Below are 18,558 nucleotides of genomic sequence, written 5' to 3' on the forward strand. Positions count from 1 at the left end.
GAAACGGGGCGCGGCGGTGGGGGAGGTGCCCGATGGCGGTACGCGGGGCCGACGTGGACGACGCGTTGGTGCGGGTCTGTGACCTGGCGGGACGGCCACGCGGGACGGGTTTCCTCGCGGACGCCGACGGCACGATGGTGACCAGTCACGAGGCGGTCGACGGGCTCGCCCGGCTGGTGCTGCACGCGCCGGGGGACCAGGTGTGCCTGGTCGAGGTGGAAGCGATCACCGTACTGCCCGAAGCCGGGCTCGCGCTGGTCGCCACCGAGGGGCTGAATCTGCCGCCGCTGCCGATCGCGCCCCGCGGCCCGGCCCACCCCGAGCGACGGGTACGGCTGAAGGTCCCGCAGTGGACCGACGGCGTCGTCCTCGGCACCGCGTCCGTCACGTACACCGCCACCGACCGCTTCCACCTGCTGGAGGAGGTCTACGAACTGGGCCTCGGCGCCACCGACATGAGCCGGGTCGCGCCCCAGTCCTCCGGCGCGCCGCTGATCGACGCGGCGACCGGCGCGGTACTCGCGGTCGCGGTCACCGCGCTGCACGCGGGACACCGGGCGGCCGGTTTCGCCGTACCGCTGCGGGCCGGACCCGGCACGCCGGAACCGCTGGCCGCGCTGCTGGCCAGGAACGCGGCGACGGTGCCCGCCTACGGTCCGCACCTCAACCTCGCGGGCGCGCTCCAGCTCACGGGTACGTCGGTCGGCTCCGCGGCCGGGCCCGGCCAGTGGCGGGAGCCGGTCGCCAGGCCCGAAGTCGCCGACGCGCTACGGGACTTCCTCGCGCCGCGGGGGGAGACCGCGCCGCTGGTGCTCGGCCTGGTCGGCGACCCCGGCAGCGGGCGCAGCACCGAACTGGCCGCGCTGGCGGCCCGCCGGGCGCGCGGCGCGGAACCCGCGCCGACCGTCTGGCTGCGCGGCGCCGAACTGCGGCCGGGAGACGGCGGGATCAAGGACGCCGTCGAACGCTCGCTGCGGACCGCCGCCCGGATCGTGTGCGCCGCCGCCGCGCGCGGCGGCGCTGTGGGCGGCGACCCGCCGTTCGCCTCGCCCGACGCCGTCGCGGCGCTCGCGCGGGCCGCGGGACGGCCGCTGCTCGTTCTGCTCGACGCGCCCGAGGAGATGCCTCCGGTCCTCGCGCACGCGCTCGCCGACTGGACGGCGGGCACGGCGAGTTGGCTGCGCGCGGGCGGGGTGCGGCTGATCGTCGGCTGCCGCCCGGAGTTCTGGGAACAGGCCGGGTCGCTGCTGCCCGCGGGAATGGCGTACGCGCCGCCGCCCGCCCCGTACGTCGCCGTCCGCGCGCTGCCGCCCTGCCTGCGGCTCGGCGACCTGACCGACGTCCAGGCGGTCCGCGCGCGGACCCGCCACGGCCTGGCGCCGGACGCCCTGCGGCCCGCCGACGCCGCGCACCCGCTGGCGCTGCGCCTGCTCTCCGAGATCCAGGCGTCGCTGCCCGGCGGCACCGCCACGGGCGGCGCCGCGCCGACCCGCGCCGAGATCTTCGCCGCCCACCTGGACCTGGTGTGCCTGCGGATCGCGGTCCGGCTGGCCGCGAGCGCCGAGCGGCCGGTACGCGGCAACGGCGTACGGCGGCTGGCCACGCGGGTGGCCGGGCAGGTGCACGAGGCGGCGCGGCGCTGTCTGGGGCCGGGGCAGGGGGAGTTGGACCGCGAGTCCTTCGAAGACCTCTTCCCGTGGCGTACGGGGTGGGCGTCCGCCGTCCTCACCGAAGGGCTGCTGGTGCCCGCGGGCGCCGGATACCGCTTCGCGCACGAGGAGGTCGCCGACTGGCTCCAGGGCCTCCACCTCGACCTGGACGCGGCCCTGCACGCCCTGGTCCACCGCTGGTTCGCGGCACCGGCGGGCGGCACAGAGGCACCGGTACGGCTGCCGCAGCGGCCCGCCGCCGTCCACGCGGGCGAGCCGCCCGTCCCGCCCGCCCCGGCCGTCGCCCCGCCCTCGGGGCCGCGTTCCCTCCCCGTCCCGCGCCACCGCCTCGGCCCGGTCCTCCAGGCCATGCTCGCCACCGACCCCGACACCCTCACGCGCCATCTGCGCCACCTCATCCACCGCCTCGACCACCAGGCCATCGCCCCCACCCGCCATGTCAGCGCCCCGGACCCGGACCCGGCCGCGCCGCCGCGCCGCCCGGCCCCCGTGCGCCGCCCCGCGTGGGACGCCTGCACGGACGCCTATCTCGACACCGAGACGGTCCCGAACCCCCGCTCCCGCCGGCGCCCCCGCCCGACGCCCGCGGGTCCGTGCCAGGGAGGCGGGGGCGGCGGAGGCGAGGGGGTGCCGGACGGGGGTACGGGCGGGGGCGTTGGCGGCGGGCCGGTGGGGTTGCTCGCCGGGAGCGCGGGAGCGCCGGGCGGGGGAGTGGGCGTGGTGCCCGCTGGCGGTGCGGGAGGCGGTGCGGGGGTGCCGGGCGGCGGTCCTGCGGGGTGGTCGGTGGCGTGCGGCGGGTGGCCGAGTGGCGGCGGCGGTACGGGCGGGGCCGGGGCTGGTGTCGGCGGGCAGTGGGCCTCCGGCGGCGGTCCTGCGACGGTCGGTTCGGGGCAGCGGCTGGACGGCGGAGACAGCGCGCCGGGTCGGGGGCCGTGCGGGGGGCCGGACGAGGGCGGGGGCGCGGCCACCGGGGGCGCGCCGTGGGGGCACTCCTCGTGCGAAGGCGGAGGACCGTCGTACGCGAGCGGGCCGCGGGCCCGGCGCGGGGACGGGGTGTCGGCGCGGCGGGGGGATGCCGTGTGGTGGGCCGCGCATCTGGTGGCGGAGGTGCTGACGCGGCTCGGGGACGCGCGGAACTACCGGGGCGTGCTGCGGCTGTTGGCCGAACGGGTCGCGGTGCGGTCGGTGGAGCGCGGAGGGTTCACGCCCGAAGGGCTCGGCGGGCTGGGCGAGTTCGGCCCGGCGTTCTGGCGGCGGGTGCCGTTGCCGCTGGGGGAACGGCTCGAACTGCTGCGGCTGCTGCTGCCCGCCGACCGGCCGCCCGTACCCGGTGAACCGGCCGACCCCGAGACCCGCTTCCTGCCCGCCGTCGCGGAGCTGCTGCGGGAGGCGCCGGCCGAGGCCCTGGCGGCGGTGTGCGGGTGGTTCGACGACGACCGGCCGCTCCAGACGGCGCCGGGCGCGGACGGCCCCCGGCTGACCGTCGCGTCCGCCGCGCAGGCGCTGCTGCACACCCACCGGCGGCTCGCCGTGGACGAGTTGACCGAGGCGCTGGTGGCCGCAGGGCACCCCGGCGCCGACGAAGTGCTCGCCGCGCTCGCCGAGGACGAGCCGTCCGCCGTGTGCAGGGCCGTCGACCGGTGGGCGCACGACCCGCGCCCCGACCGCCATGTCGCGGCAGCCTCGTACGGCCGCCGCGCCGCCGCGTTCGTCCGCTCGGAGGCCGACCGGGAACTGCTGCGGTACGCGGCCCTCGCGATCCTGGCCCGCCCCGGCGACTGCACTCTGCACGGCGCCGCGCTCGGCCTGCTGGTACGGGATTCGGTGACGCGTTCCCGCCATCTCGACGCGGCGCTGCGGCACTTCGCGGCGGGCGATCCCCATCTGCCCGCGGGCGCACTGGCGGCAGCCCTCGGCACGCACCCCGAACCCGTACTCGCCGCCTTCCAGACCCGGCTGCGCGCCCCCTACCCGGACGGGGGAGCCGCCGAGGTGCTGGACGAACTGGCCGGGGTCACCTCGCCCGCCCTCGCCCGGCGCGCCGCCGCCCTGGCCCAGGACCATCTGCTGCACCACCCGGACGGCGCGGCCGACGTCGCCCGCTTCCTGGACCGGCGGCTGGAACAGGGCCCCGGCGTCCGGGCCGTCCTGCTGCCGCTGGCCGCCGCGCTCATGACCGACCACCCGCCGGACGTCCGCCGCGCACTGCTCCCGGTTTTCGCCGCCCCCGGCACCCACCTGTCCCGGCCGCTGCGCCAGGAACTCCTCGACATGGTGCTCGCGGCGGAACGCGACCCCGGCGTCCTGGACGCCCTGCTCGCCGCCGCGGCGGACGGCTGCCACCGCAGGCCGACCGTCCTCACCCGCGACCTGGTCCACCGCGTCGGCCTGCTTCTCGGCCGTACGCCGGAGGGCGCCGCGCAGTTCGACCGCCGGGTCGTCGAACTGGCCGCTTCCTGGCCCGACTTCGGCCGCCTGGTGCGCGAGTGGCTCAAGACGGGCGGCACATGGGACGCGGTGATCGGCCCGAGCGCCAGACGCCGCCTGGAGGCGGCGGCCTGACGGGACCGGCCGGGGATCTCCGTAGCGGCCACCTCGGATCGCCGGCCATGACTTCCTGCCACCCTCTGATGTTGGTGGGGGACAGCCTGCGCAGCCCGTCAGCGCGTCAACTGCCCGGTGACCGGCCGCTGTCAGGGCGGCCGGAAACCGCCGTTTCGAGGGTAGGCGGTCACCTATGAGGCGTTCCTCACGTCACGTTGGTGGATGGGGAAGGTCTCCTGGGTGAAGGGACGTTGTAGTCGAGGAGGCGCGTCCGCCGCGGGCCACGAGCCCGGTGGCGCACGCGTACCCGGGCGGCAGCCGCGGAAGGAGCGCAGATGCGCGTCGACGCTGAAGAGCTGGCAGTGGTGCCCTTGGAATCACCCTTGGCCCACGAGGCCGCGCTGGCCGGGGCCAAGGCGGCGAATCTGGCCCGGGCGGCGGCGCGGGGGCTGCCGGTGCTCCCCGGCTTCGCCCTCGTCCCGGCCGCCCGCGCGCCCGGTGCCCCGGCCGGGACGGCGGCTCTGCGCCGCGCCTGGCAGGAGCTGGGCGGACCGGACGGCGCCGCGCTGGTGGTCCGTTCCTCCTCCGCGCACGAGGACACCGCCGAGTCGTCCATGGCGGGCCGCTTCGAGTCCGTCCTCGACGTACGCGGCTGGGACGCCTTCACCGACGCGGTGCGGGCGGTGCTGGACTCCGCCGCGCGCGTGCCGTCGCCGCCCTGGCCGTCCGCGGAGGACATCTCCGGAACTGGACCCGGAGCCGGAGCCGGAACTGGAACTGGGCTCGGAGCCGGAACTGGAGCCGGATTAGGAAGCGCGCCAGGACAGGGGCCCGGTCCTGGGCCAGGACCGGACGCCGACGACGCGGCCGAACCCGCAGTCCTCCCCGGAGACATGGCCGTCCTGGTCCAGCCCATGCTGCGGGCCGCCGCGGGCGGCGTCATGTTCGGCGCGGACCCCGTCGAGGGCCGCTACGACCGCGTCCTGATCAGCGCGGTCCCCGGCGGCCCCGACCGCCTCGTGGACGGCAGCACGCAGGGCGTCCGCTACCAACTGACCCGCCGCGGACGGCTGTTGCGCACCGAACCCGCGCCCTCGGGGCACGGCCGGGTGATCCGGCTGCTCGCACGGCCGCTGCCCGGCCGTCGGGAGCGGCGGCCGGAGCCGGGGACCGTCACCGCGCGGGAGCGGCAGCCGCTCACCCGGCGGCAGTTGGTCCGGCTCGTGCGGCTGGCCCGGCGCGCCGAGCGCGTGTACGGCGGGCCGCAGGACATCGAGTTCGGCTTCGCGGACGACGGGCGGCTGTGGCTGTTCCAGGCGCGGCCGATCACCGCGATGGCGGCCCGACCGCCGCGCGGGGCACGGCTGTTGGGGCCGGGACCGGTGAGCGAGACGCTGCCCGGTGTGCTCCAGCCGCTGGAGGAGGACCTGTGGCTGGCGCCGATGGCGCACGGGCTGACGCTGGCCCTGGACATCGCGGGCGCCGCGTCCCGGCGGCGGCTGCGCAAGCTGCCGGTGGCCCGTACCGTCGAGGGCCGCGCCGCCGCTGACCTGCGGCTGCTCGGCGTGACACCGCCCGCGCACCCGGTGCTGCACTTCATCAACCCGGCCCCCGGCGCCCGCCGCGCCGCCGCGGCCTGGCGGGTCGGACGGCTGCGCGGCGCGCTGCCGCTGCTCGCGCAGGACCTGATGGCCGACGTCGACCGGCAGCTGCACGACTTCAGGGCGCCCCGGAAGATGCTCAGCGGCGAGCTGCTGAACGCCGTCTCCTGGGGACGCAACGCCCTGTCCGCCCTGCACGCCCAGGAGTCCCTGGCGGGCGCGCTGCTGGACACCGGCACCCTCACCGGCACCGGTACGGGCGGCGGAGCGAGCGCCGGTACGGGCGGCGGGACGACGGCGGCGGGCGAGGCGCTGGCCGTACTGGCCGAGGGCCGCGGCCGGGGCGCCACCGACGCGGAGCTGATCGCCCACCACCCCGTCCTGCTCACCCTGCTGCCGCCCACCCTTGGCGAGCGCGGCCCGCTGCCCGAGCACGTCGGCTGGAACGGAGTCCCGCGCGGTGTCGGCTTCCTGAGCGTCCGTGAGGGGCTGCGGCTGCGCATCCGCTGGGTGCAGGAGATGCAGGCCGCGATGGTCCGCGAGATCGGCACCCGGATGGACGCGTACTGCCTGGTCGGCGAGCGGCGCAAGATCGCGCTGCTGCGTTGGGACGAACTGCTGGGCGTCGGCGCGGGCCGCGGCCGTCCGGCCGACCTGGCCGAGCGCACCCCGCGCCCCGAGACCCCGCCGCTGCCCGCCGCCTTCCGGCTCGCCGACGGCGCACCGCAGGCGGTGAGCCTGGCCCGCGGCCGTACCGGTCGGGGACAGGGCGAGGGCCAGGGCGCGGGCGGCGGCCAGGGCGCGGGGACCGCCTGGGACGGCGCGGGCGTACGGCCGCCGGACGCCGTGCTCGTCGTCCGCTCGCTCGACCCGGCGCTCGCGCCGCTGCTGCCGGGCCTGTCGGGCCTGGTCGCCGAGACCGGCAGCGTCCTGTCGCACCTGGCGGTGCTGGCCCGCGAGTACCACGTGCCGACCGTCGTGGGCGTCACCGACGCCGTCGGCCGGTTCGCCCCCGGCTCCGGGCTCGCCGTGGACGGCGGTACGGGGACGGTGGAGCGGACAGGTGGCGGTACGGGGGCGGTGGAGCGGACAGGTGGCGGTACGGGGGCGGTGGAGCCGACGGGCGGCGCGTCCGACGCACCGGGCGCGGAGCCGGGCGGGTCCGGCGACGCCCCCGCCCCCAGGGACGGGCGCGCCGCGCTCGAAGCGCGGGACGAACCGCGCAAGGGGGCCGTCGCGTGAAGTACGTCAGCTACCTCTTCGGCGGCCTGTCCACCCTCGCCGCGGGCATCTACCTGGTGATCTACCTCTACCGCTGGGAGTGGCAGCGCGCCGTCATCTGCGGGGTGCTGCTCCTCGCCGTCGAGGGCTTCCTCGTCTGCGTGATCCTGCTCGGCCGGATGGGCCGTCTGGAACGGCGGCTGAGCGACGCGGACGCCCGGATGGAGGAAGTACGGCAGCGCCTCGAACACGCCAGGGAGACCTCCGCGCACCCCTTCCGCTGGCTCGGCAACGGCAACGGCGGCGCGAGCGGCGGCGGTTACGGGGACAGCCGCGACGGCGTGGACGGCGGCAACCGTACGTTCGTCTTCGTACCGATCCTCATGGTCACCGGCGCCGCGCTGTCCGGTGTCGCCTGGGTGATCCAGCGGATCGCGGCGGTCACCGCGCGGCCGGGCGCGGAACGGCGGCTCGCGGGCCGCCTCGCGCCGCTCGCCGCCCCCTCGGGCGGCGTGCACGGCGTCATCACCCAACTGGAGGACAACCCGGCGGTGCCGCCCGCGCGCCGACTGCGCCCGCTGCTGACCGGATTCGGCGCGGCCGCTGGGGTCGTGCTGCTGGTCTACCTCGTCTATGTGCTGTCGGAGGCCACCGAGACCCGCGAGGAGTCCAGGCCCGACGCGGCGGCCAGCACCGTGGTCTTCCGGATCGACGTGCACGGCACCGACGACGCCAGGGCGCGTGAGCTGGCCGCCCGCGACCTGTGGGAGGGCTGCCGCCGCTCCACCTCCTCGCTCAACCCCGACGCCAGCCTCGGGCGGCTCGCCGACGGCGTCTTCGCGGGGGTCATCCGGCCCGCGCTCAGTCCGCACGACATGATGCGGCTGCGCGGCTGCCTCTCGGACGCGAGCGTGAACCGGGCCCACGCCAAGGTCCTGGGCACGGGACAGGCGGGAGTCCCGCACTGACCCGCCCTCTGCGCGGCCCCTGCGAGGGCCCGCGTGCCGGAATCGGGTACTGGCCCCGGAAGCAGCGGCTAGCCTGACGGGACGGCCGCTGCCCTCGGGGAGGGACGGCGGCACCTGTCCCCAGGTTTCCGCTCCCCAGGTGGTGAACCCCGCTTGTCCGAATCGGCCGCTCTCCCGATCCCGATCCCGGTCCCTGCCCCGACGTCGTTACGGTGGCCCGTACGCGATCCCGTACGCGATTCCGTCCCCGGCCCGGCGCGCGGTCCCGGAACCGACCACGAACCCGATCCCGCGGGCGACTTCGGGCCCGGCTCCCTACCGCCCGCCGCCCCCGGCGCCCGGATCTGGGCGCGGCGGGTGACGAAAGTGCTGCTCGGCTGTCTGCTCGGCTACGGCGTGCTGTGGGCCGCCTCCGCGGGCGGCATGCTCGCGGTCTCCGCGTGGGCGCGGCACGGCGCCTCGGCCGGTTCCGGCGAGCGGACGGCGGGCATCAATCACTTCCTGGCCGTCGACCCGCACGTGTGGCGCGGGTCCGCGCCGACCGCCGCGGGCTACCGGGCGTTGGCCGACCGGGGCATCCGTACCGTCGTCGACCTCAGGGCGGAGGATCTGGCGCCCGCGGAACTGGCCCTGCCTTCCGCCGCGGGACTGCACGCCGTCCGGCTGCCGATCCGCGACGGCCAGACCCCCACGGAGCGGCAGGTCGACACGTTCCTGCGGATCGTGAGGACCTCGCCGGGACCGGTCTTCGTGCACTGCGGCGCGGGCGTCGGCCGTACGGGCTCGATGGCCGCCGCGTATCTGGTCCGCACCGGACAGGCCGACAGCCGCCAGGCCGCGCTGCGCACCCTCGCGGTCGGCCCGCCCTCCATCGAACAGGTCTATTACGTGCTCAACGTGTCGCGCGACGACACCGACCAGCCGCCGCTGCTCGTCCAGGGCGTGAGCCGGTTCCTGGACGCGCCGCGCCGCATCATGGCCTCGCTGTAGACCGCGCCGGCCGCGGACCGGGCCAGGCGTGCGCCGCGCTCGCCGCGGACCGGGCCCGCGCCCGCTCCGCCGGAGCCGTCGCGGAACCGATAAAGTCACGCCCGTGTCGGAGGTCGGCGAGCGGGCGGGATGTCGCGGTCCACATCACATTCGAACGGGCGCCGCAGGTGGGAAGGGCCGACGCCGTACGCGCGGACCGTGCCGATGGGCACGGCATCGCGGCGGCATGGCAGGCTTGGACCCGCAGGACAAGACAACACGGTCAGTGATTCGGCGAAGAAGCGGAGCGTCAAGGTGCAGCGCTGGCGGGGCTTGGACGACGTTCCCGGTGACTGGGGACGCAGCGTCGTCACCATCGGCTCGTACGACGGCGTCCACCGCGGTCACCAGCTCATCATGGGCCGCGCCGTGGAGCGCGCCCGTGAACTGGGGCTGCCCTCGGTCGTCGTGACCTTCGACCCGCACCCCAGCGAAGTCGTACGGCCCGGCAGCCACCCGCCGCTGCTGTCCGCCCACCACCGGCGCGCCGAACTGGTCGCGGACCTCGGCGTGGACGCGCTGCTGATCATCCCCTTCACCAGCGAGTTCTCGAAGCTGACGCCGAGCGAATTCGTCAAGACCGTGCTGGTCGAGGGGCTGCACGCCAAGCACGTGGTCGAGGGCCCCAACTTCCGCTTCGGGCACAAGGCGGCGGGCGACGTCGAATTCCTCTCCGCGCTCGGGCTGAAGTACGACTACGAGCTGGAGGTCGTCGACCTCTTCGTGCGCGGTGAGGCGGGCGGCGGCGAGCCGTTCTCCTCCACCCTGACCCGGCGGCTGGTCGGCGAGGGCGACGTCGAGGGCGCCGCCGAGATCCTGGGCCGCCCGCACCGCGTCGAGGGCGTCGTCGTCCGGGGCGCGCAGCGCGGACGCGAACTGGGCTACCCCACCGCCAACGTCGAGACCCTGCCGCACACCGCCATCCCCGCCGACGGGGTCTACGCGGGCTGGCTGCACGTCGACGGCGAGGCCATGCCCGCCGCGATCTCGGTCGGCACCAACCCGACCTTCGACGGCACCGCGCGCACGGTCGAGGCGTACGCGATCGACCGCGTCGGCCTCGACCTGTACGGGCTGCACGTGGCGGTGGACTTCCTCGCCTATCTGCGCGGGATGGAGAAGTTCGACACCATCGACGCGCTGCTGGAGCGGATGGCCGACGACGTGAAGCGGGCCAGGGACCTGGTGGACGCCGCCGACTCGGCCGCCGCCACGCCCCCGCCCCCGCCCACGTCCGCGACCGAGCCCACGTCCGCGCCGACCGAGCCGTCGCCCGCCGCCGAATAGCCTCGGGCCAGGCCGTTCCACAGCCGCTCTGTCAGTGGTCGCTGCCAGACTTGGCGCATGTCCGAGCAGTACGTACCGTTCTTCGCGAACGTCCAGCTCTCCCCGACGGCGGAGGGTGACGACCGGCCGCCGCTGCCCACCACGGGCAGCGAGCGGGAGATCCTGACCGCCTTCCTCGACTGGCACCGCGCGACCTTCGAGCTGAAGTGCCGGGGCGTGGCCGCGGCCCGGCTGTCGGACCGGGCGATACCCCCGTCCGGGCTGAGCCTGCACGGCCTCGTACGGCACCTCGCGGGCATCGAGCGGTGGTGGATACGCCAGCACTTCGCGGGCGAGGACCTGCCGATGCTCAACTACTCGGACGAGGACCCCGACCAAGGCTTCGACCGGCTCGACGGGGACGTGGAGGCGGCCTTCGCGGCCTGGCGGGTCGAGCGCAACCGGGCCAGGACCATCGTCGCCGAGGCGCCCTCGCTGGACGCCACCTGCCGTTCGCTGGTCACCGGCAAGGAGATATCGCTGCGCTACATCCTGGTGAATCTCATCGCCGAATACGCCCGGCACAACGGGCACGCCGACCTGCTCAGGGAGCGGATCGACGGCGCGACGGGCCTGTGAGACAGCCACCTGACAGCGTTCGGGCGGGAGCGCGCGGGAGCCCCGGGCCTCAGGTGGGGCGGATCAGCCGGGTCTCGTAGGCGAAGACGACGGCCTGCACACGGTCGCGCAGCTCCAACTTGACCAGAATCCGGCTCAGATGGGTCTTCACCGTCGCCTCCGCCAGGTGCAGCGTGCCCGCGATCTCCGTGTTCGACAGGCCGCGGCCGACCTCCACCAGCACCTCCCGCTCGCGGGCGGTCAGCCGGTTCAGCCGCCCGTCGCCCTCGGAGCCACCGGCCGCCGAGGGGAGCTGGTGCGCGAAGTTCTCCAGCAGGCGGCGCGTGATGCGCGGTGCCACCACCGCGTCGCCCGCGGCCACCGAGCGGATGGCGCCCAGCAGTTCCTCGGGCAGCGCGTTCTTCAGCAGGAAGCCGGACGCGCCCGCCTTCAGCCCGGCGAAGGCGTATTCGTCCAGGTCGAAGGTGGTCAGGATCAGCACCTTGGAATCCGGGCAGCGCCGTACGATCCGCGTGGTGGCCTCGATGCCGTCGGTGCCGGGCATCCGGACGTCCATCAGCACCACGTCGGGCCGCAGCGACTCCGTGAGCCGTACCGCCTCCGCGCCGTCGCCCGCCTCGCCGACCGGCCGCATGTCGGACTGCGCGTCCAGCACCATCGTGAACGCCATCCGCAGCAACGGCTCGTCGTCCACCAGCAGCACCCTGATCACCCGCCCGCCCCCGTCCTCGTCGGCCTCGCTCTCGTCGGCTCCGCGCCCCTCGTTTTCGCTCCCGCCGGGCGCGGGCTCCGCCGCCCCGCCGGTCATATCGGCTCCGGGGCGCCGAGGACGAGCACCGCCGCGACCCGCCAGCCGCCACCGGGCAGCGGCCCCGCGACCAGCGAACCGCCGTACGCCGCCGCCCGCTCCCGCATGCCGGGTATGCCGTGCCCCGCCGGGGGCGCCGCACCCTCGGCGGTCGCGCCGCCGTGCGCGGTGTCGGCCGCCGCGGGGTGTGTGCCCGGGCCGTCGTCGGTGACGGTCACGGTCAGCGCGTCGGGGGCGCAGCCGATCCGCACCTCCGCGCTGGTCCCGGCGGGCGCGTGCTTGAGCGTGTTCGTCAACGCCTCCTGGACCAGCCGGTAGACGGTGAGCTGCGCCGCCACGGGCACCGGGCCCGGATCGCCCGCCACGGACAGCACCGTCGGCAGCCCCGCCGCCCGTACCTGGTCCACCAGCGATTCGAGCTGCGCGATGCCCGGCATCGGATGCCGCAGCGCGTCCGGCTCGTCCGCCCGCAGCACCCCCAGGAAGCGCCGCATGTCCGTGATCGCCTGCCGCCCGGTCGCCGACACCTGCCGCATCGCGGTCGTCGCCCGCTCGGGGGTGCGCTGCTGCGCGAAGACCGCACCGTCCGCGAGCGCCACCATCACCGACAGATTGTGCGTCACGATGTCGTGCATCTCCCGTGCGATCCTGGCCCGTTCGTCGGCCACCGCCAACTGCGCCCGCTGGTCCCGCTCCCGCTCCAGCCGCACCGCCCGGTCCTCCAGGAAGGCCAGACGGTCCCGGCGGCTGCGCATGTTCACGCCGAAGACCGCCGCCGCGACGGCCATCGCCGACAGCGAGACGAAGGTCCCCGCGCTCCGGTCGTGCATCGCCCAGCTCACCGTGGCCAGGACGACCCCGACCTCCAGCACGCCGAAGGCCATCATCAGCCGCCGCCGGTCGCAGTACGCGGCCACCGTGTAGAGCGCCACCAGCAGCGCCACGTCGGCCGGGACCTGGAAGTCCAGCAGCCACTGCACGAAGGCCGTCGCCGCGATGCAGGCGAAGACCGCGAGCGGCGCCCGCCGCCGCCACACCAACGGCGCCGTGAGCCCCGCCCCCAGCGCCAGGAACGGCACCGGATCGTCCCGCAGCGGCGCCCGCGCCAGCATGCTGAGACCCACGTAGAGGGTGGCGGCGAACAGCCCGTCCACCACCATCGGGGGCAGCCGCCGTCCCACCCGCCGCCGGGCCCGCCCGGCCAGCACCCGCCACGCGGGGGCCGGTCCGGTCGCAGCCGATCGCATGGGCGACATGCCGGTGCCCATGGGGCCAGTGCTCAAGGGGACCGGCGCGCCGGTGTCCGCGGACGCCGGTCCCGGCTGCCGCGGGGCGTTCCCCTGGGCAGCCGGGTCCTGTGCCGTCGCGGTGGACGGCAGCGGGTACGTCATCGCGTCCTCGTCACGCCGTCGTCACGCGTCGCGCCGCTTGAGCAGCACCGCCGCGCCCGCGAGCGCCACCGCCGCGTAGAGACAGAACACCAGGAACCCCGTCCAGGGCGCGAGGCTCGTGGCGTCCTGGTGCAGCGAGATCAGCGACTGTCCCGCGTTGCTCGGCAGGTACTTGTTGATGTGGTCGGCCCACGAGGTGGGCAGCGCCTCGGCGAGCACCGGCAGGACGAGCAGCAGGCCGAAGACGGTGGCGATACCGCCCGCCGTGTTGCGGACCAGGGCGCCTATCGCGACGCCCAGCAGCCCCACGACCGTCAGGTACAGGCCCGCGCCCAGCACCATCCGGGTCACGCCGGGGTCGCTCAGCGAGGTGCCGATGTGCCGGGAGGACAGCAGCGCCTGACCGACCAGGAAGGCGATCAGCGCGCCCGCCGTCATCACCACCCAGGTCACCGCCGCGTACAGCCCGGCCTTCGCCCACAGTACCGGCAGCCGCCGCGGCACCGCGGACAGCGACGCCCTGATCATGCCGGTCGCGTACTCACCGGTGATCATCAGGACACCGAGCACACCGACCGCGAGCTGCGCGAGGAAGAAGCCGCGCAGACTGGTCAGCGCGGGCTCGAAGTCGGCCCGCTCGTGCGGCGACATGTGCGGCCAGCGGTTCGCGGTGACCGCGCAGAACAGCGCGCCGAAACCGATCAGCGCGACCATGCCCGCGATCAGCGTGTAGAAGGTGGACCGCAGCGTCCGCAGCTTGATCCACTCGGAGTGCAGCACGCGGGCGAGGGTGACCTCGCCGCGCGGCGCGGTCCGCCGCGCCTCGGGAGTCTCCGGCGCCTTGTCGATGGTGGCAGTGCTCATGCCGCCTGTCCTTCCCGCTCGCGCACGGGCGCCGGTGCCTGGTACTCCACGGCGTCCCTGGTCAGTTCCATGAACGCCTCTTCCAACGACGCCTGCTGCGGCGTCAGTTCGGCCAGCGCGACGCCCTGGTCGGCCGCGATCCGGCCGATCCGGTCGCTGCTGAGCCCGGTCACCTCCAGCACACCGCGCTCCACCGACGCCACCGACACATCGGGGCCCGCCAGCAGCTTCCGCAGCCGCTCCGCCTCGTCGGTCCGCACCCGCACCGACGTCCCCGCCGCGGCCCGCACGAATTCCGCCACCGACGTGTCGGCGATCAGCCGCCCCCGCCCGATGACGATCAAGTGCTCGGCGGTCAGCGCCATTTCGGACATCAGGTGGGAGGAGAGCAGGACCGTACGCCCCTCCGCCGCCTGGTCCTTGAGGAGATTGCGGATCCAGAGGATGCCCTCCGGGTCCAGGCCGTTGACCGGCTCGTCCAGCACCAGCGTCGCCGGGTCGCCCAGCAGCGCGCTCGCGATGCCGAGGCGCTGCCCCATGCCGAGCGAGAAACCGCCGACCCGCTTGCGGGCCACCTCGCCCAGACCCACGATGTCGATCACCTCGTCCACCCGGCGGCGCGGAATCCCCGTGGTGGCGGCCAGCGACAACAGGTGGTTGTACGCGCTCCTGCCGGTGTGGATGGCGCGTGCCTCCAGCATCGCGCCCACCTCGTGCAGCGGCGCGCGGTGCTCCGCGTACTGCTTGCCGTTGACGGTGACACCGCCCGACGTCGGCGCGTCCAGGCCCAGGATCATCCGCATCGTGGTCGATTTCCCCGCGCCGTTGGGGCCGAGGAATCCGGTCACCACGCCGGGCCGGACGGTGAAACTGAGGTCGGACACGGCGGTGCGCTCGCCGTACCGTTTGGTCAGGGCGTGGGCTTCGATCATCGGATCGTCCTCGGCGGTGCGTCAGCGGGAAGGGATGATTCCATCCTTGTTCTCCGCGCAGGCCGCGGCGACGGTCCACGGGCGGATTCCCGCCCCGCCCGCGTGCGCCTCCGGGGGGACGCCCCGTACACCAACTGTTGTACGCGCCGCCCGGCCGCCGCTGCGGCCGGGGACGACAAGGGCCGCCACCAGCGACAACGCGTGGTGGCGGCCCCTGTGTCCGCGCTGTGCGCCCGTGCGGGCCCGCCTGCCCCCGGCTACTGCGGGGCGGGCGGCGGCGGGTAGCCGTACCCCGGCGGGAGCTGCGGCGCCTGCGGGTTCTGCGGATCCTGCGGCGGCGCGGGCTGCTGCGGCCACCCCTGCTGCGGCTGCGGGGCCTGGGGCTGCGGCGACTGCGGCTGGAAGGGCGCGGGCGCCGCCTGCTGGCCCGGCGGGTACGGCTGCGGAGCCTGCGGCGGACCGCCGTACGCACCGGGCTGGCCGGGCTGTCCCGGCTGACCCGCCTGACCCGGCGCCGGGTAAACGCCGTGCTGCGGTGCCGGATAGCCGCCCTGCTGCGGTTGCTGGGGCTGCGGCGGCGGAGGGTAACCGCCCTGCTGCGGCGGTGGCGGCGCGGGGAAACCGCCCTGCGGAGCGGCGTAGGGGCCGTAGCCGGGACCGGCCTGGCCGCCGCCCTGGACCGGCATCGGCGGCGCCTGGTGCGGCGGCGGGTTGACCCCGTCGGCCGTCCACAGGCCCTGCGCCTGCTGGGCCCGCGTGAAGTCCTCCGCGACCATCGCCGACAGGTTGAAGTACGCCTCGCGGGTCTTGGGCCGCATCATGTCGAGGTCGACCTCCGCGCCCGCGGCGAGGTGTTCGTCGAAGGGCACCACCTGGACACCGCGGCAGCGGGTCTGGAAGTGCGCCACGATGTCGTCGACCTTGATCATCTTGCCGGTCTCCCTGACCCCCGAGATGACCGTGATGCTCCGCGACACCAACTCCGCGTACCCGTGCGCCGACAGCCAGTCCAGCGTGGTGCTCGCGCTGGACGCGCCGTCCACCGACGGCGTCGACACGATGATCAACTGGTCGGCCAGGTCGAGGACTCCGCGCATCGCGCTGTACAGCAGACCGGTGCCGGAGTCCGTGAGGATCACCGGGTACTGGCGGCCCAGCACGTCTATCGCCCGCCGGTAGTCCTCGTCGCTGAACGCCGTCGAGACCGCCGGGTCCACGTCGTTCGCGATGATCTCGAGCCCCGACGTCGCCTGCGAGGTGAACCGGCGGATGTCCATGTAGCTGTTGAGGTACGGGATCGCCTGTACGAGGTCGCGGATCGTCGCCCCCGTCTCGCGCCGCACCCGGCGGCCGAGGGTGCCCGCGTCCGGGTTGGCGTCGATCGCCAGGATCTTGTCCTGCCGCTCGGAGGCCAGCGTCGAGCCCAGCGCGGTCGTCGTGGTCGTCTTGCCCACGCCGCCCTTGAGGCTGATCACCGCGATCCGGTAGCACGACAGCACCGGCGTACGGATCAGCTCCAGCTTCCGCTGCCGCTCCGCCTCCTCCTTCTTGCCGCCGATCTTGAACCGCGACGGTTGCGCGTTCGCGCCCGCGCGCTTCGCCTTCGGCGGATTGCGCAGCAGCCGGTCCGACGACAGCTCCACGGCCGCCGTGTAGCCGAGCGGCGTGCCGCCCTGCGTCGTGGGCTGCCGCTGGTCGGGCGTGACGGTGGGCCAGCCGCCCATTCGCGGGTCGGCCGGTGCCTGCGGCTGCGGCTGCGGAGGCGGAGGCTGCGGGGCCTGCTGCTGACCCTGCGGGTCGGGCCGCGCGGGCTGCTGCGGCTGGTGCGGCTGCCCCGGCTGCGGGAAGCCGTAACCGCCCTGCTGCGGCAGCGGCTGAAGCGGCGCCGCCTGGTCCTGGCCCGGCTGCGCGTGCTGCGGGAAACCGTAACCGCTGCCCTGCGCGGGACCCGCGCCCTGCTGCGGCGCCACCGGCTCGTGCGGCAGTCCCGACGGTACGGGGCCCGCCGTGTACGGCTGCGGCCCGCCCTGCGGCGGCGCTCCGAAGCCGGTCGGCGCGGGCAGATTCCGCTCCGGGGCGTCCTGCGGCACCGCGTCGTTCGGCTCGGGCACCGCGTCCTGCGGCTCCGGTGCCTGCGGCGGCTGGACCTGAGCGGGCGCCGGGACCGGGGCGTGCGGCGCCGCGGGCGGCGGGAAGCCGTACCCCTGGCCCTGCGGCGCCTCCGGCGTCCCCGCGACCGGCGCGGGCGGCTGCGCTTGAGGCTGAGACTGAGGGTGGGGCTGCGGCTGCGGCTGGGCGTAGCCGGTCGGCGGCACGGGCTGGCCCGGCTGCTGGACCGGACCCGGCTGCGCGGCGGCCGGGGGCTCCTGACGGGCCGGGAGGTTCACCGGCTGCCCGGTCGGCGGCGGGAAGCTGTGCAACGGCGCCGCCGCCGCAGGACCCGAATTCCCCTGCCGCGCGGGCCCGGCGGGCGCCGCGGGCGGGAAGCCGTAGCCCTGTTGGGGTGCGGGCGGGTTGGGGCCGCCGGGGTGCAGGGGTGCTGCCGGTGGTGCGGCGGGGGCGTCGGCTGCCGGGGGGAAGCCGTAACCCTGTTGCGGGGCAGGGGGGTTGGGGCCGCCGGGGTGCAGGGGTGCTGCCGGTGGTGCGGCGGGGGCGTCGGCTGCCGGGGGGAAGCCGTAGCCCTGTTGGGGTGCGGGCGGGTTGGGGCCGCCGGGGTGCAAGGGGGCGGCCGGAGGTGCCGCCGGAGCGTTGGCCGCCGGGGGATAGCCGTAGCCCTGTTGGGGTGCGGGCGGGTTGGGGCCGCCGGGGTGCAGGGGCGCGGCGGGTGCGTCGGCGGCGGGCGGGAAACCGTACCCCTGTCGCGGGGCGGCCGGGGAGCTGTCCGGGGCGGGGTACGAGGGCTCCGCGCGCTCGAAGTCCGGGGGGAGCGGCGGTACGGGGCCGCGCGGTGCGCCGGGCGCCCACGGGAGGGCGTCCGCCGCGCCGGGCAGCGGCACCCAGACCGGGGCACGAGGCGCGGCCGGGGCCTCCTCGGCCTCGGGCTCCGACGGTGCCGACGGCTTCGCGGCAGCGGCAGCGGCAGGGGCAGCGGGCGCGGGCGCGGCGGCCTTGGCCTCCGCAGGCTCGTCATCGGCGGCGGACGAGGACGTAGAAGACGTAGAAGAGGACGTAGGAGAGGAGGCGGCCGGCTCCGGCGGCTTCCGCTTGCCGGCCTCGCGCTCCTCGACCTCGCGCCGCAACGCGGCGGCGGAGAAGCGCACCGTGGCGTCGGGCGCGCCGTCCTCGCGGCCCCCGAAAGCGGGGAATCCCGAACCGCCGGGCGTACCGGACCCCGACGCGGAAGCCCGTACCGGCTCCGGCTCCGACGTGGCCGCGGCCTCCGCCGCAGGCGCGGACTCGGGCTCCCGCTTCGCCGCACCTTCCGAGCGGTCCGAGCGGTCCGAGCCGTCCGAACGGTCCGCGCCCGCCGACGCGCGCGCGGGCTCGCCCGCCGACTCGGCCGACGCGGCGCGCGGAACCGGGATCGACGGTACGGCCGCGGCCGACCAGGACGGTTCGGCCGCCGACGCCGAAGGACCGGGCGTGGGCAGGGGCAGCGACGGCACGGCGGCGGCGGACCACGACG

At 75.9% G+C, this 18,558-nt stretch carries 11 protein-coding genes; 6 read left to right on the forward strand and 5 right to left on the reverse strand.

Annotated features, from left to right (window positions below; genetic code table 11):
* Nucleotides 1-32 precede the first annotated feature (32 nt).
* The 6 genes from ACIO6U_RS27240 (at nt 33) to ACIO6U_RS27265 (ending at nt 10,938) form a co-directional block, all read left to right on the forward strand.
* Nucleotides 33-4,232: a serine protease gene (locus ACIO6U_RS27240; protein ID WP_401723061.1), complete on the forward strand. Its 4,200-nt coding sequence runs from the start codon at nt 33-35 to the stop codon at nt 4,230-4,232.
* A gap of 317 nt (nt 4,233-4,549) precedes the next feature.
* Nucleotides 4,550-7,057, forward strand: coding sequence for a PEP/pyruvate-binding domain-containing protein (locus ACIO6U_RS27245; protein WP_401723064.1), 2,508 nt, complete (start codon nt 4,550-4,552; stop codon nt 7,055-7,057).
* Nucleotides 7,054-8,004, forward strand: coding sequence for a hypothetical protein (locus ACIO6U_RS27250; protein ID WP_401723066.1), 951 nt, complete (start codon nt 7,054-7,056; stop codon nt 8,002-8,004). The genes ACIO6U_RS27245 and ACIO6U_RS27250 overlap by 4 nt, the downstream gene beginning before the upstream one ends.
* Nucleotides 8,005-8,157: 153 nt before the next feature.
* Nucleotides 8,158-8,994, forward strand: coding sequence for a dual specificity protein phosphatase family protein (locus ACIO6U_RS27255; RefSeq protein ID WP_401723070.1), 837 nt, complete (start codon nt 8,158-8,160; stop codon nt 8,992-8,994).
* A gap of 294 nt (nt 8,995-9,288) precedes the next feature.
* Nucleotides 9,289-10,320: a bifunctional riboflavin kinase/FAD synthetase gene (locus ACIO6U_RS27260; protein WP_401723073.1), complete on the forward strand. Its 1,032-nt coding sequence runs from the start codon at nt 9,289-9,291 to the stop codon at nt 10,318-10,320.
* A 57-nt stretch (nt 10,321-10,377) separates the two neighbouring features.
* Complete coding sequence (locus ACIO6U_RS27265) at nt 10,378-10,938, forward strand: DinB family protein (RefSeq protein ID WP_401306055.1); 561 nt, start codon at nt 10,378-10,380, stop codon at nt 10,936-10,938.
* A 49-nt stretch (nt 10,939-10,987) separates the two neighbouring features.
* Here the strand turns inward: ACIO6U_RS27265 and ACIO6U_RS27270 are convergent, their stop codons facing one another.
* The 5 genes from ACIO6U_RS27270 to ACIO6U_RS27290 form a co-directional block, all read right to left on the reverse strand.
* A complete protein-coding gene (locus ACIO6U_RS27270; protein ID WP_401306562.1) occupies nt 10,988-11,608 on the reverse strand; it encodes a response regulator in 621 nt (206 codons plus the stop codon).
* A gap of 134 nt (nt 11,609-11,742) precedes the next feature.
* Nucleotides 11,743-13,137: a sensor histidine kinase gene (locus tag ACIO6U_RS27275; RefSeq protein ID WP_401723077.1), complete on the reverse strand. Its 1,395-nt coding sequence runs from the start codon at nt 13,135-13,137 to the stop codon at nt 11,743-11,745.
* 21 nt (nt 13,138-13,158) lie between these two features.
* Nucleotides 13,159-14,001 (reverse strand): ABC transporter permease subunit, encoded by an 843-nt coding sequence (locus ACIO6U_RS27280; protein WP_391161407.1) that lies wholly within the window; start codon nt 13,999-14,001, stop codon nt 13,159-13,161.
* Entirely contained in the window at nt 13,998-14,933 is a 936-nt protein-coding gene (locus ACIO6U_RS27285; protein ID WP_391161405.1) for an ATP-binding cassette domain-containing protein, read from the reverse strand. The genes ACIO6U_RS27280 and ACIO6U_RS27285 overlap by 4 nt, the downstream gene beginning before the upstream one ends.
* 257 nt (nt 14,934-15,190) lie before the next feature.
* Complete coding sequence (locus ACIO6U_RS27290; protein ID WP_401723118.1) at nt 15,191-17,929, reverse strand: AAA family ATPase; 2,739 nt, start codon at nt 17,927-17,929, stop codon at nt 15,191-15,193.
* Nucleotides 17,930-18,558: the final 629 nt, after the last annotated feature.

It is taken from the genome of Streptomyces sp. NPDC087422, from assembly GCF_044744145.1.
GTDB lineage: Bacteria > Actinomycetota > Actinomycetes > Streptomycetales > Streptomycetaceae > Actinacidiphila.

Coding starts and splice junctions, on each gene's coding strand:
- ACIO6U_RS27240 (WP_401723061.1), top strand. CDS start 33: ATGGCGGTACGCGGGGCCGACGTGGACGACGCGTTGGTGCGGGTCTGT.
- ACIO6U_RS27245 (WP_401723064.1), top strand. CDS start 4,550: ATGCGCGTCGACGCTGAAGAGCTGGCAGTGGTGCCCTTGGAATCACCC.
- ACIO6U_RS27265 (WP_401306055.1), top strand. CDS start 10,378: ATGTCCGAGCAGTACGTACCGTTCTTCGCGAACGTCCAGCTCTCCCCG.
- ACIO6U_RS27270 (WP_401306562.1), bottom strand. CDS start 11,608: ATGGCGTTCACGATGGTGCTGGACGCGCAGTCCGACATGCGGCCGGTC.
- ACIO6U_RS27275 (WP_401723077.1), bottom strand. CDS start 13,137: ATGACGTACCCGCTGCCGTCCACCGCGACGGCACAGGACCCGGCTGCC.
- ACIO6U_RS27280 (WP_391161407.1), bottom strand. CDS start 14,001: ATGAGCACTGCCACCATCGACAAGGCGCCGGAGACTCCCGAGGCGCGG.
- ACIO6U_RS27285 (WP_391161405.1), bottom strand. CDS start 14,933: ATGATCGAAGCCCACGCCCTGACCAAACGGTACGGCGAGCGCACCGCC.